The organism is Micromonospora sp. NBC_01655, from assembly GCF_026339755.1.
Classification (GTDB): Bacteria; Actinomycetota; Actinomycetes; order Mycobacteriales; family Micromonosporaceae; genus Micromonospora.
The window spans coordinates 3,650,517-3,664,535 of record NZ_JAPEQF010000001.1; the positions used below are offsets into that span (position 1 = coordinate 3,650,517).

At 74.2% G+C, this 14,019-nt stretch carries 9 protein-coding genes and 1 CRISPR repeat array; of the genes, 6 read left to right on the top strand and 3 right to left on the bottom strand.

Annotated elements, in window-relative coordinates:
* Complete coding sequence (gene cas2 / locus OOK41_RS16870; RefSeq protein WP_117671779.1) at positions 1-291, top strand: CRISPR-associated endonuclease Cas2; 291 nt, start codon at positions 1-3, stop codon at positions 289-291.
* A 126-nt stretch (positions 292-417) separates the two neighbouring features.
* Positions 418-3,371: direct repeats of the CRISPR family, unit length 37 nt; unit sequence GCTGCGCCCGGCCCTCGCGCCGGGCGAGGATCGCAAC.
* Positions 3,372-3,786: 415 nt separating this feature from the next.
* On the opposite strand, the gene OOK41_RS16875 is transcribed toward cas2, so the two are convergent.
* From OOK41_RS16875 to OOK41_RS16885, 3 genes are read right to left on the bottom strand one after another with little or no spacing between them, the layout of a single operon-like run.
* Positions 3,787-4,599 (bottom strand): ABC transporter ATP-binding protein, encoded by an 813-nt coding sequence (locus OOK41_RS16875; RefSeq protein ID WP_266265886.1) that lies wholly within the window; start codon positions 4,597-4,599, stop codon positions 3,787-3,789.
* A 29-nt stretch (positions 4,600-4,628) separates the two neighbouring features.
* Positions 4,629-5,654 (bottom strand): iron chelate uptake ABC transporter family permease subunit, encoded by a 1,026-nt coding sequence (locus OOK41_RS16880; protein WP_266265887.1) that lies wholly within the window; start codon positions 5,652-5,654, stop codon positions 4,629-4,631.
* Complete coding sequence (locus tag OOK41_RS16885) at positions 5,651-6,751, bottom strand: iron ABC transporter permease (RefSeq protein WP_266265888.1); 1,101 nt, start codon at positions 6,749-6,751, stop codon at positions 5,651-5,653. Before OOK41_RS16885 ends, OOK41_RS16880 begins: the two co-directional genes overlap by 4 nt.
* A gap of 66 nt (positions 6,752-6,817) precedes the next feature.
* On the opposite strand from OOK41_RS16885, the gene OOK41_RS16890 reads away from it, so the two are divergent.
* From OOK41_RS16890 to OOK41_RS16915, 5 genes are all read left to right on the top strand, one after another.
* Positions 6,818-7,849 carry an ABC transporter substrate-binding protein gene (locus OOK41_RS16890; protein WP_266265889.1) on the top strand — a complete coding sequence of 344 codons (1,032 nt, stop codon included), beginning with the start codon at positions 6,818-6,820 and terminating at the stop codon, positions 7,847-7,849.
* A gap of 4 nt (positions 7,850-7,853) precedes the next feature.
* On the top strand, positions 7,854-8,474 hold the full coding sequence (locus OOK41_RS16895; protein ID WP_266265890.1) for a siderophore-interacting protein: 621 nt from the start codon (positions 7,854-7,856) through the stop codon (positions 8,472-8,474).
* Positions 8,475-8,617: 143 nt separating this feature from the next.
* A complete protein-coding gene (locus OOK41_RS16900; protein ID WP_266265891.1) occupies positions 8,618-10,156 on the top strand; it encodes an aspartate aminotransferase family protein in 1,539 nt (512 codons plus the stop codon).
* A 44-nt stretch (positions 10,157-10,200) separates the two neighbouring features.
* Positions 10,201-11,496 (top strand): lysine N(6)-hydroxylase/L-ornithine N(5)-oxygenase family protein, encoded by a 1,296-nt coding sequence (locus OOK41_RS16905; protein WP_266265892.1) that lies wholly within the window; start codon positions 10,201-10,203, stop codon positions 11,494-11,496.
* Positions 11,493-13,886, top strand: a complete 2,394-nt coding sequence (locus tag OOK41_RS16915; protein ID WP_323136172.1) for a GNAT family N-acetyltransferase — start codon at positions 11,493-11,495, stop codon at positions 13,884-13,886. Before OOK41_RS16905 ends, OOK41_RS16915 begins: the two co-directional genes overlap by 4 nt.
* The last annotated feature ends 133 nt before the right edge of the window (positions 13,887-14,019 follow it).

Here is a 14,019-nt window from a genome sequence, read left to right on the forward strand (position 1 = left end):
ATGGATCTACTCGTCACGTACGATGTCGAGACGGTCACCCCGCAGGGGCAACGCCGACTCCGCAAGGTCGCCAAGATCTGTGAGGCGTACGGGCACCGCGTGCAGAAGTCAGTGTTCGAGGTGGTCTGCCGCGAAACCGACAAGGTGCGCTTCGTCGCCGCGCTCCAGGAAGTCATCGACCCAACTCAGGACAGCATCCGGATCTACCGGCTGCCGGCTTACGCGCTTGACGACGTCGAGCATCTCGGCAAGCCGCGGCCGATCGACCCGCGGGGAACGTTGGTGATCTAGGAACCCCAAGTGAACGCGGATATACCAGGGGGTTCCGAGCCGAAAAATGTGGATTAGATGAATAAAACGGACCGCGAGTGAGTCGAATGTGCATCGACAGATTCCTATTTCCGCTGCTCGGGAACCGCTGCGCCCGGCCCTCGCGCCGGGCGAGGATCGCAACCAAGGCGTTGGGGTGTTCGTGCGGCAAGTACGAGCCGCCGCTGCGCCCGGCCCTCGCGCCGGGCGAGGATCGCAACAGCTCGTTGCCGCCGAGCAGCACGGCGACGTGGATGTGGCTGCGCCCGGCCCTCGCGCCGGGCGAGGATCGCAACGGTGCAGGTTGCGGGCGGGGCCGTTGGCGATCGGGGTGCTGCGCCCGGCCCTCGCGCCGGGCGAGGATCGCAACATCGATGGCGTGGATCACGACGAGATCGCGGCCGAACGCTGCGCCCGGCCCTCGCGCCGGGCGAGGATCGCAACGCCGATGCCCATGACCAGGCCCTCATACACGCTCGGGCTGCGCCCGGCCCTCGCGCCGGGCGAGGATCGCAACGCGCCGACCGCCCCTACCGGATCTACCCCGGCGGCCCCGCTGCGCCCGGCCCTCGCGCCGGGCGAGGATCGCAACTACCGGCGGCTGCGGCAGGTCAAGGTCCGGCGGCGGGGCTGCGCCCGGCCCTCGCGCCGGGCGAGGATCGCAACGTCTCCGTTCGCGATCGGCCACCTGGGCAAAGCCCTCGCTGCGCCCGGCCCTCGCGCCGGGCGAGGATCGCAACCCAGGACTGGCGCAGCGGCATCCCACCGGCGACGGTGCTGCGCCCGGCCCTCGCGCCGGGCGAGGATCGCAACACCCCGCACGGCGACCGGCAGCGCGACATCACGCGGGAGCTGCGCCCGGCCCTCGCGCCGGGCGAGGATCGCAACGCCCCACCCGGAGGCGCGGGGTCGTCGGGGCGCAGCGCGAGCTGCGCCCGGCCCTCGCGCCGGGCGAGGATCGCAACTCGGAATGGCCGGGCGATTCCTCAAGCGGCCGGCGCTGCTGCGCCCGGCCCTCGCGCCGGGCGAGGATCGCAACGCCCCACCTCGTGTGGGGAACAGGTTGCAATCCTCCGGGAGCTGCGCCCGGCCCTCGCGCCGGGCGAGGATCGCAACTTTCCGTCCCCGATGGTGTCGTACCCGTACGCCTTGGCGCTGCGCCCGGCCCTCGCGCCGGGCGAGGATCGCAACCTGTAGGGCCCGGGGCGGGAGCGCCAGGGCTTGAGCTGCGCCCGGCCCTCGCGCCGGGCGAGGATCGCAACACCGACCCAACCGTGTCGACCACCAGGCGAAGCGCCGCGCTGCGCCCGGCCCTCGCGCCGGGCGAGGATCGCAACCTCGGGAAGATCCTCGGCGTTGGCGAGCACACACGAGCTGCGCCCGGCCCTCGCGCCGGGCGAGGATCGCAACATCCACTCCGCGTACCGACGCTCCATCTCGTCACAGACAGCTGCGCCCGGCCCTCGCGCCGGGCGAGGATCGCAACCGCGAAGTCGACGCCCGTACCCGCCAGCTGGTGACGCGCTGCGCCCGGCCCTCGCGCCGGGCGAGGATCGCAACGCGCTCGCTGGTGGACGGCATCCGGGTTTCGAGCATGAGCTGCGCCCGGCCCTCGCGCCGGGCGAGGATCGCAACTACCAGCGGGTCACGCCGCATCAGGTCGATACCGACCTGCTGCGCCCGGCCCTCGCGCCGGGCGAGGATCGCAACAAGTTCAAGTCCTGACCGGAGATCGGAGAGCAGCCATGGGGCTGCGCCCGGCCCTCGCGCCGGGCGAGGATCGCAACGTCATTGCCAAGGTGGCACAGGTCGGCGCGAACCTCGCTGCGCCCGGCCCTCGCGCCGGGCGAGGATCGCAACGGGAAGCCGCCACCCTGGACGCGGATCGTCGGAGCCAGCTGCGCCCGGCCCTCGCGCCGGGCGAGGATCGCAACTCCAGGAGCACCAGGCGGGGGCGTAGGACGCCGATGCCGTGGCTGCGCCCGGCCCTCGCGCCGGGCGAGGATCGCAACCTCGCCCAGCAGCTCCCCGCGCGCCGGGCCCAGTACGGCTGCGCCCGGCCCTCGCGCCGGGCGAGGATCGCAACGTCGAGCAGCACCGGCAGAGGCCCCGCGGCAACGAGGGCGCTGCGCCCGGCCCTCGCGCCGGGCGAGGATCGCAACGTCATCATGTGACGCCAGATGGTCCGGTCCTGGATCGTGCTGCGCCCGGCCCTCGCGCCTGGCGAGGATCGCAACGGAAAGGTGCTACAGGCTCGCCTCCCGCGCGGCGGTCGCTGCGCCCGGCCCTCGCGCCGGGCGAGGATCGCAATCCCTTCGGCAGCGGGCACCGCTTGCAGGGCCGCTCGCCCGCTGCGCCCGGCCCTCGCGCCGGGCGAGGATCGCAACACCTACCAGGTCGACGGCGAGGTGGCCCGCTGGCCGGACGCTGCGCCCGGCCCTCGCGCCGGGCGAGGATCGCAACGCTGCTCGTCGCAGCCGGAGTCGCAGCCGGGGTTGGGGTGCTGCGCCCGGCCCTCGCGCCGGGCGAGGATCGCAACATCCGAGGACTGATCGCCACCGTCTGGGGGTGGATCACGCTGCGCCCGGCCCTCGCGCCGGGCGAGGATCGCAACATCCGAGGACTGATCGCCACCGTCTGGGGGTGGATCACGCTGCGCCCGGCCCTCGCGCCGGGCGAGGATCGCAACGTCGGGTCGACGACCGGGGTTACGTCCACGACGAGAGGCTGCGCCCGGCCCTCGCGCCGGGCGAGGATCGCAACAGCAGGGTTTCGTACGCGACCGTGACCCGGGCGGCGGCGCTGCGCCCGGCCCTTGCGCCGGGCGAGGATCGCAACGTCTACGACTGGCAGGATGCGTTCTCCGGTCTGGCCAGCTGCGCCCGGCCCTCGCGCCAGGCGAGGATCGCAACGAGGTGGTCTGCGTCTTGTTGGCGAACGGCTGGCCGTGCTGCGCCCGGCCCTCGCGCCGGGCGAGGATCGCAACCAGGATCAGGCGGCGGCGATCATCCGTGGGCTGCTGCACGCTGCGCCCGGCCCTTGCGCCGGGCACAGCCGCACCGGTGCCTGTCAGTGCGGCGACTACCTGTGTCTGATGCTCAAGGGCTGCGTCCAGGCCCAGGCCGCGCCCGCCGGAGTGGAAGCCGCGTTTGACCTGGTGCCCGTGGACGACGTCAGCGACGCCATCGTCACCCTGTCCCGGCAGCCCTCGGCGGCCGACCGCACCTTCCACCTGGCCGCCGGCGGCTGCTGCGTTTGGACAACGCGCTGGGCTGGCTGCGGTCGAGAGGCTTCGCGCTGCCCGAGGTCGAGCCGGGGGAGCGGCTGGACCGGATCGGCGCGGACCCGGCCAACGCGGCCCCCGGCCGGCGTCGCCCGGCGTACCGTCTCGGTCAGCTCCTCCAGCAGCCTCCGCCAGGGTTCCTTTTCAGGCGCTACGAAGTCGACGAGGCCGGAAGCGTTACGGGCAGCACCTGCTCAGGCGCGTACCGCCGTCGCTCGCCGCGCGGCCGGGACGACCAGCGGCCCGCCCGTCTCCGGGTCGTCGATCACCCGGCAGGGCAGCCCGAACACCCGCTCCACCAGCTCCGCCGTGACGATCTCCCGGGGCGCCCCGGCGGCCACCACGGCACCGTCGCGCATCGCGATCAGGTGGCTGGCGTACCGGGCGGCCTGGTTGAGGTCGTGCAGCACCGCGACCAGCGTGCGCCCCTGCTCCTCGTGCAGCGTCGCGCACAGGTCGAGCACCTCGATCTGGTGGGCGATGTCGAGGAACGTGGTCGGCTCGTCGAGCAGCAGCAGTTCGGTCTGCTGGGCCAGGGCCATGGCGATCCACACCCGCTGCCGCTGCCCGCCGGACAACTCGTCGACCAGCCGGTCGGCGAGGTCGGCCACGCCGGTGGCGGCCATCGACTCGTCGACCACCCGCTCGTCGTCGCGGGACCACTGCCGCAGCAGCCCCTGGTGCGGGTACCGGCCCCGCGCCACCAGCTCGGCGACCGTGATGCCGTCGGGGGCGGTGGCGGTCTGCGGCAGCAGCCCGAGGGTCCGGGCGACCCGGCGGGCCGGCTGGGCGTGGATGTCCCGCCCGTCGAGCAGCACCGTGCCGGCGGCCGGCCGGAGCATCCGGGCCAGGGCGCGCAGCAGGGTGGACTTGCCGCAGGCGTTCGGTCCGATGACGACGGTGAACGACCGGTCGGGGACGGCGACGGTGAGCCCTTCGGCGATGGTCCGCTTGTCGTACGCGAGGGTCAGGCCGTCGCCGCTGAGCCGAGGGGTGCCGGGCTGCATCAGGGGTACTCCAGTCTCCAGATCGCCGGTCACAGCCGGCCCGCCTTGCGTTCGGTGGCCAGCAGCCACACCAGGTAGCCGCCGCCGAGCGCGCCGGTGACCACGCCGACGGGGAGCTGGTGCCCGGTGAAGGCGCGCTGGGCGACCAGGTCGGCGGCGACCAGCAGCGCCGCGCCGAGTGCCATGGCGGCGGCCAGGTTCGGCCCGGGTGCGCGGGTCAGCCGGCGGGTCAGGTGCGGCGCGGTGAGCGCGACGAAGTTGACCGGCCCGGCCGCGGCGGCGGCGACGGAGACCAGCAGCACCGCCGCGACCAGCAGCACCGTGCGCAGGCCCCGCACCGGTACGCCGAGCGCGGCGGCCGTGTCGTCGCCCAGTTCGGTCATCCGCAGCGCCGGTCCGCAGCCGAACAGCACCACCGGGACCAGCACCGCCAGGGTCGCGGCCAGCGGGACGGCCTGCGCCCAGCCGCGCCCGTCGAGGCTGCCGGTGAGCCAGAGCACGGCGCGGGCGGCGTCCATGAGCTGCCCCCGGGTCAGCAGCCAGCCGTTGACCCCGGTGAGGATCGCGGCGACGCCGATGCCGGCGAGGATCAGCCGGTGGCCGTGCGCGCCGCGCGCCCAGGCCACCGCCCACAGCAGCAGGCCGGTGGCCAGGCCGCCGACCACGGCCGCGCCGGCCAGGGCGAGGGTGCTGCCGCCGACCACCACCACGATGAGGGCCCCGGTGGCGGCGCCCTGGGTGACGCCGAGGATGTCGGGGCTGCCGAGCGGGTTGCGCACGAGGGACTGGAACACGGCGCCGCCCAGGGCCAGCGCGGCTCCGACCAGCAGGGCGGTGACCAGCCGGGGCAGCCGCAGCTCGCCGATGATGAAGTCCTCGGCGGGGGTGCCGCCCCCGGTGAGGGTGCGCAGCACGTCGGCGGGGCTCATCGGGTAGTCGCCGCCACCGACCGAGAGCACGCCCAGGGCCAGCGCGGCCAGCGCGCAGCCGAGACCCACCAGCAGTGCCCGGGTCCGGAACCGCACGGACCAGTGGCGTACCCGTACGACGGTCACGACCGCACCGCCCGGGTGCGGGTGACCAGGTGCAGGAAGAGCGGGCCGCCGAGCACGGCGGTCATGATGCCCACCTGGATCTCGCCGGGGCGGCCGAGCACCCGGCCGGCCACGTCGGCGCCGAGCAGCAGCACCGGGGCGAGCAGCGCGCAGGCCGGCAGCAGCCAGCGCAGGTCCGGTCCGGTCAGGACGCGGACCAGGTGCGGCACCAGCAGCCCGACGAAGACCAGCGGCCCGCAGGCGGCCGTCGCGGCGCCGCAGAGCAGGGTGACCGCCACGACGACGGCCGCCCGGACGGCGGCGGGCCGGGCGCCCAGCGCCCGCGCCTGGTCGTCGCCGAGGGCGAGGGCGTTGAGCGGCCGGGCCGCCGCCAGGGCGATCACCAGCCCGGCCGCCGCGAACGGCAGCACCCGGACCACGGTCGCCAGGTCGGCGCTGGCCAGCGAGCCGACGGTCCAGAACCGCATCTTCTCCAGCGAGGCCGCGTCGAGGAGCATCACCGCGCTGACGTACGAGTAGAGGGCCGCGTTGAGCGCCGCCCCCGCGAGGGCCAGCCGGGCCGGGGTGGCGCCCCGGCCGCCGCCGACGGCGTAGACGAGGGCGGTGACGGTCGCCGCGCCCGCCAGGGCGAACCAGATGTACCCGTCGACACCCGCGACGCCGAAGAGCCCGGCGGCGGTGGCCACGGCCGCCGAGGCGCCGGCGTTGATGCCGAGCAGCCCGGGGTCGGCGAGCGGGTTGCGGGTGACCGCCTGCATCACCGCGCCCGCGACCCCGAGCGCCGCGCCGGCGAGCAGACCGAGCAGGGTGCGCGGCAGCCGCATCTGCCGTACCACGGCGTGCGCGGGGGAGTCGGGGTCCACCAGCCCCTGCCAGACCTCGGCGAGGGTGAGCTGCTTCGCGCCGACCGCGAGGCTGACCGCGACCACGGCCACCAGCAGCAGGAACGCGGCCAGCAGCCCGGCCAGGCGGGCCGCGGGCCGGCCCCGGCGGGGCGGGGGCGTCGCCGTCGGAGCGGGGGCGGTCGGCGACGGTTCGATGACGGACAGTGCGGGCTCCTGTGTGGTGGGAATCGACGGCGGTGCTGTTGACAACAACTTAGGTTAGGGTAACTTAACCTCGCCCTCGGTCATCGGACCACCCCGGAACGGAAAGAAGCCGCCATGCCCGTACCCGTTTCCCGTCCGCGCCTGACCCGCCGCGGCCTGCTCTCCGCCGGCGGCGCCCTCGCCCTCGGCGCCCTGCTCGGCGGCTGCGGCGGCAAGGACGACGAAGCCTCCTCGCCGGCCGCCGGCAGCGGCCCCTGGTCGTTCACCGACGACCGGCCCGAGAAGGTCACCCGGGACACCACCCCGAAGCGCGTAGTCGCCTTCACCGGCGTGGCCGCCGCCCTGGTCGACTTCGGACTCGACGCGCAGCTCGTCGGGGTGTTCGGCGAGACCACCCGCGCCGACGGTTCGAAGGAGCCGCAGGCCGGGGACCTCGACGTCGGCAAGGTGACCGTGCTCGGCAACGTCTGGGGCGAGTTCAGCGTCGAGAGGTACGCCGCGCTCAACCCCGACCTGCTGGTCACCCACATGTACGACCCGGGCGCCTTCTGGTACGTCCCCGACGAGAGCCGCGACAAGATCCTCGCCCTGGCCCCCACCGTCACCATCACCACCGCCCGGGTGCCGATGAACCGCCCGATCGAGCGGTACGCCGAGCTGGCCGCGTCCCTCGGCGCCGACCTGAACGCGAAGAAGGTCACCGAAGCCAAGGCCCGGTTCGAGGCCGCCGCCGAGTCCGTCCGGCAGGCCGTCAAGGCCAACCCCGGAATCAAGGTGCTGGCCGCCTCCGGCAGCCCCGACCTGTTCTACGCCTCCAACCCGAAGGTCAGCACCGACCTGATGTACTTCGCCGAGCTGGGCGTCGACATCGTGGTGCCGACCAAGCTGGAGCAGGGCGACTACTTCGAGAGCCTGAGCTGGGAGAACGCCGGCAAGTTCCCGGCCGACCTGATCCTGCTGGACAACCGCGCCACCGCCCTGCAACCGGCCGACCTGGCCAAGAAGCCCACCTGGGCGCAGCTCCCGGCGGTGCGGGCCAACCAGGTCACCCCGTGGGACGCCGTGCCGCGCTTCTCGTACGCCGGTGCCGCCCCGCTGCTGGAGAACCTCGCCAAGGCGATCGCCGCCGCGAAGAAGGTGAGCTGACCGGATGGCCGGCACCACCCTCGACCCGGTCGCCACCCGGTTCCGGTTCTACCAGGCGCAGGTCGTGCGCGCCCGCCGGCTCGGCCCGACGATGACCCGGGTGACCCTCGGCGGCCCGCAGCTCACCGCCTTCGCCGGCGGCGGGCGCGACCAGAGCGTCAACCTGTTCCTGCCCCACCCCGGGCAGGCCGCGCCCGTAATGCCCGTCGACGCCGGCGGCGACTGGACGCTGCTCGCCGCCGACGAGACCGCGCTGCCCGCCGTCGGGGCGATCCTGGAGTGGCTGCCCACCGGGGCCCGGGCCCGGGCCTGGATCGAGGTCCCACACGTCGCCGACATCCAGGACCTGCCCGCCCCGCCCGGGGTCGAGGTGACCTGGCTGGTCCGGGGCCGCACCCCGCCCGGATCCGGGCTGCTGCGCGACGCCGTCCGCGCGGCCCGGCTGCCCGGCGTCGTCCCGTACGCGTGGGTCGCCGGGGAGTCCGCCACGGTCCGCGGCCTGCGCCGGCACCTCGTGCAGGAGCGCGGCGCCGACCGCCGCCGGGTGGCCTTCTCCGGCTACTGGCGGCGGGGCGCGTCCGAGGACGCCCTGCGCGGCGAGGCCCTCGCCGGCACGGCGGCCTGACCGTGCCCCCGAGCGCCCCGCCCGCCGGGGTCACCGACCGCCCGACCGTGGCCCTGAGCGCCCCCGGCGCCCCGGCCGCCGGGGTGGCCGGTCGCCCCCGCAGCACCGCCGGCCCCGAGTCCCACCGACCGTCGAGGAACCGCATGAGCATCCCGGGTCGTCCCGCTCCGGACGTGCCGCCCGCAACCGGCACTCCGGCGAACCCCCGCGCCCACCTGTTGACCACCGGCACCGCCGAGCAGTACCGGCGGGTGCTGGCCGAGGGGGTCGACCGGGTCAGCGCCCGGATCGCCCGCACCGACCGCCCGTTCACCGGCGTCACCCCGGCCGAGCTCGCCCCCACCGTCGCCGCCGTGGACCTGGACCGCCCGCTCGCCGACCCGGCCGCCGCCCTCGACGAGCTGGACGACGTGTACCTGCGCGACGCCGTCTACTTCCACCACCCCCGCTACCTGGCCCACCTCAACTGCCCGGTGGTGATCCCCGCGCTGCTTGGCGAGGCCGTGCTCACCGCCGTGAACTCCTCCCTGGACACCTGGGACCAGAGCGCCGGCGGCACCCTCATCGAGCGCCGCCTGATCGACTGGACGGCCCAGCGCATCGGCCTCGGCCCCGCCGCCGACGGCGTGTTCACCAGCGGCGGCACCCAGTCCAACCTCCAGGCCCTGCTGCTGGCCCGGGAGGAGGCGTGCGCCCGGACCGCGACGTCCCGCCGCGAGCTGCTGCCCCGGCTGCGGGTGCTCGCCTCCGGCGCCGGCCACTTCAGCGTGCAGAAGTCGGCCACCCTGCTCGGCCTCGACGCCGACGCGGTGATCGCCCTGCCCACCGACGCCGACCGCCGGATGTGCCCCGCCGCCCTGCACGAGGAACTGGCCCGCTGTCACCGCGACGGGCTCACCGTGATGGCGGTCGTCGCCACCGCCGGCACCACCGACTTCGGCTCCATCGACCCCCTCGACGCCATCGCCGACCGGTGCGCCGCCGCCGGGGTCCGGCTGCACGTCGACGCCGCGTACGGCTGCGGGCTGCTGGTCTCGCCCACCCGGCGGCACCTGCTCGCCGGCATCGAACGCGCCGACTCGGTGACCGTCGACTACCACAAGTCCTTCTTCCAGCCGGTCTCCTCCAGCGCCCTGCTGGTCCGCGACGGCCGGTCGCTGCGGCACGCCACCTACCACGCCGACTACCTGAACCCGGCCCCCCGGGCGACGGGGGAGCAGCTGCCCAACCAGGTCGACAAGAGCCTCCAGACCACCCGCCGGTTCGACGCGCTGAAGCTCTGGCTCACCCTGCGGATGATGGGCCCCGACGCGGTCGGCGCGCTCTTCGACGAGGTGATCGACCGGGCCGACGGCGCGTGGCGGCTGCTCGCCGGCGACCCCCGCTTCGAGGTGGTCACCCGGTCCGCGCTGAGCACCGTGGTGTTCCGCTACCTGCCCACCGGGCCGGCGGCCGTGCTGGCCGACGACGCCAACCGGTACGCCCGCCGGGCCCTCGCAGCCTCCGGCGCGGCCGTCGTCGCCGGCACCAAGGTCGACCGCCGGCAGTACCTGAAGTTCACCCTGCTCAACCCGGAGACCACGCTGGACGACGTGGCGTACGTCGTCGACCTCATCGCCGAGCACGCCGGCCGGTACGTGCACGAGCGGACCGCCGCCGTCACCCCCTGCCCGGTCGGCTGACCGCGAACGTGCCCACCCCCCGCCCCCGCGCAGAGAGCGAACCCATGTCCACCCACGACGTCATCGCCGTCGGGCTCGGCCCGTACAACCTGGGCCTGGCCTGTCTCACCGAGCCGCTGACCGACCTGGACTGCCTGTTCCTGGAGGCCCGCGACTCCTTCGACTGGCACCCCGGGATGCTGCTGGAGACCGTCCGGTTGCAGACCCCGTTCCTGGCCGACCTGGTCACCCTCGCCGATCCCACCTCGCCGTACTCCTTCCTGAACTGGCTCAAGGAGTCCGGGCGGCTGTACCCGTTCTACATCCGAGAGAGGTTCCACCCGCTGCGCAGCGAGTACAACGCGTACTGCCGGTGGGCGGCGGCGAAGCTGGCGGGGGTGCGCTTCGGCCACCGGGTCACCGCCGTCACCCACGACGAGGCCGACGACCTGTTCACCGTGCGCGCCACCGTCACCGCCACCGGCGAGACCGTCACCCACCGGGCCCGGCACCTGGTGCTCGGCACCGGGACCCCGCCGCACGTCCCGGCCGCCTGCGCCGGGCTCGGCGGCGACGTGGTGCACTCCTCGGCGTACCTGGAGCACCGGGCCGCCCTGCGGGAGAAGAACAGCGTCACCGTGGTCGGCTCCGGGCAGAGCGCCGCCGAGATCTACCACGACCTGCTCGGCGACATCGACACGTACGGCTACCGGCTGAACTGGGTCACCCGCTCGCCCCGGTTCTTCCCCCTCGAATACACCAAGCTCACCCTGGAGATGACCTCCCCGGACTACGTCGACTACTTCCACGCCCTGCCCGAGCCCACCCGCTACCGGCTGGAGGCCGAGCAGAAGGGGCTGTTCAAGGGCATCGACGCCGATCTGATCAACGACATCTACGACCTGCTCTACGCCAAGAGCGTGTCCGGGCCGGTGGACACCCGGCTGCTCACCAACACCGAGGTGACCAGCGCCCGGCACGACCCGGCCGCCGGCGGGTACACCCTCGGGCTGCGCCACGTCGAGCAGGAGGGGGAGTTCGCCCTGGCCACCGAGGGCCTGGTGCTGGCCACCGGGTACCGCCACGCGGTGCCGGACTTCCTCGCCCCGGTGCGTCACCTGCTGCGCTTCGACACCCACGGCCGGTTCGACGTGGCCCGCGACTACAGCGTCGACCACGCCGGCCGGGTGTTCCTCCAGAACGGCGGCACCCACACCCACAGCGTCACCTCGCCCGACCTGGGCATGGGCCCGTACCGCAACGCCGTCATCATCCGCGAGCTGCTCGGCCGCGAGCACTACCCGGTCGAGCGGCGGATCGCGTTCCAGGAGTTCGGCGTGCCGGCGGGGGTGCAGGCGTGACCGAGGTCGTGCACACCCGCACCGACCCCCGGCTGGGCGACTTCGCCCTGCGAACCCTCGACCCGGTCGCCGACGCCGCGCTGCTGCACTCCTGGGTGACCCACCCGAAAGCCGCGTTCTGGCTGATGGCCGACGCCGACGTGGCCCAGGTCGCCGCCGAGTACGCGCGCATCGCCGCCGAGGAGCACCACGACGCGTTCGTCGGGCTGTGGCGGGGCGAGCCGGCCTTCCTCGTCGAGCGGTACGACCCGGCGCGGGTCGAGCTGGCCAGCCGCTACCCGGCCCGCCCCGGCGACGTCGGCATGCACTTCCTCTGCGCGCCCACCGACGCCCCCGTCCCCGGCTTCACCCGGGCCGTCATCACCGTCGTCATGGACTGGCTGTTCGCCGACCCGGCGCACCGCCGGGTGGTGGTCGAGCCGGACGTGCGCAACACGGCCGTGCACGCGCTGAACGCCGCCGTCGGCTTCGTCCCCGCCGGACCCCTCGCCCTGCCCGCCAAGACCGCCCTGCTCAGCTTCTGCACCCGCGCCCAGTTCGCCGCCGCCACCGGCCCAGCCCCCACCAGCAGCGAAGGACCGACCATCGTGGACCCCCAGGACGCCGTCGCCCACCTCACCCCCGACACCTGGGCGCGGGCCAACCGGCTGCTGGTCCGCAAGGCGCTCGCCGAGTTCGCCCACGAGCGGCTGCTCACCCCCGAGCCCGTCGGCCCCGCCGCCCCCGGCGAGCCGGCCGAGTACGAGGTGGCCAGCGACGACGGCGCCGTGACCTACCGGTTCGCCGCCCGCCGGCTCGCCCTCGACCACTGGCGGATCGACCCGGACAGCATCACCCGCCGCCGCGACGGCGCGGAGCTGCCCCTGGACGCCCTCGACCTGTGCGTGGAGCTGCGCGGCGCGCTCGGCCTCACCGACCAGGTGCTGCCGGTGTACCTGGAGGAGATCACCTCCACCCTGGCCGGGTGGGCGTACAAGCTGGACCGGCCGGAGATCAGCGCCGCCGAACTGGCCCGCGCCGACTTCCAGACCATCGAGACCCGGATGACCGAGGGACACCCGGGCTTCGTCGCCAACAACGGCCGGATCGGCTTCGGCATCGACGAATACCACCGGTACGCCCCGGAGGTCGGCCGGCCGGTGCGGTTGCTCTGGCTCGCCGCGCACCGCGACCACACCACCTTCACCTGCTCCACCGACACCGACGCCGACGCGCTGCTGCGCGACGAGCTGGGCGCCGACGTGCTGGCCGGCTTCGCCGCCACGCTGACCGGGCTCGGCCTCGACCCGGCCGACTACCTGTTCCTCCCCGTGCACCCGTGGCAGTGGTGGAACCGCCTCGCCGTCACCTTCGCCGCCGACGTGGCCGAGCGCCGCCTCGTCCTGCTCGGCCCCGGCCCGGACGAGTACCTGGCCCAGCAGTCGGTGCGCACCTTCTTCAACGTCACCCGCCCCGAACGGCACTACGTCAAGACCGCGCTGTCCGTGCTGAACATGGGCTTCGTCCGGGGGCTGTCGGCGGCGTACATGGAGGCCACCCCGGCCATCAACGACTGGCTCGCCGACCTGATCGACCGCGACGAGGTGCTCCGGGCCACCGGGCTGACCATCCTGCGGGAGCGGGCCGCGATCGGGTACCGCAACCGCCGGTTCGAGGCGGCCACCGACCGGTACTCCCCGTACCGGAAAATGCTGGCGGCGCTGTGGCGGGAGAGCCCCGTCCCCGGCCTGGAGCCGGGGCGACGACTGGCCACCATGGCGTCGCTGCTGCACGTCGACTCGGCCGGCGGGTCGTTCGCCGCGGCGCTGGTCGCCGAGTCGGGGCTGCCGGCGGGGGTCTGGCTGCGCCGGTACCTCGACGCGTACCTCGTCCCGCTGCTGCACTCGCTGTACGCGTACGACCTGGCGTTCATGCCGCACGGCGAGAACGTCATCCTGGTGCTGCGCGACGGGGCGGTCGAGCGGGCGGTCTTCAAGGACATCGCCGAGGAGATCGTGGTGATGGACCCGGACGCCGACCTGCCCGAGGCGGTGCACCGCGTCCGGGCTGACATCCCCGACGACGAGAAGCTGCTGTCGATCTTCACCGACGTGTTCTCCTGCTTCCTGCGCCACCTCAACGTCGTGTTCACCGACGCGGGGCTGCTCACCGAGGAGGAGTTCTGGCGGACGGTCGCCGACTGCGCGGCCGACTACGCCGAGCGGGTCCCGCACCTGGCCGACCGGCTGCGCCGCTACGACCTGTTCGTCCCGGAGTTCGCCCACTCCTGTCTCAACCGGCTCCAGCTACGTAACAACCAGCAGATGGTGGACCTGTCCGACCCCTCGGCGGCGCTCCAGTTCGCCGGCACCCTGGCCAACCCCATCGCCCCGTACGCGCGCCGAGCCTGACCCGCGGCGCCGCTGGGTGCCCGCCGCGGATCCGGCCCCGGCGCTCGCCCGCTCGCCCGCTCGCCCGCTCTTTCACGGAAAGAGTGGCTATCCCGGCCGGAATGACCACTCTTTCCGTGAAATTGCGCGGATG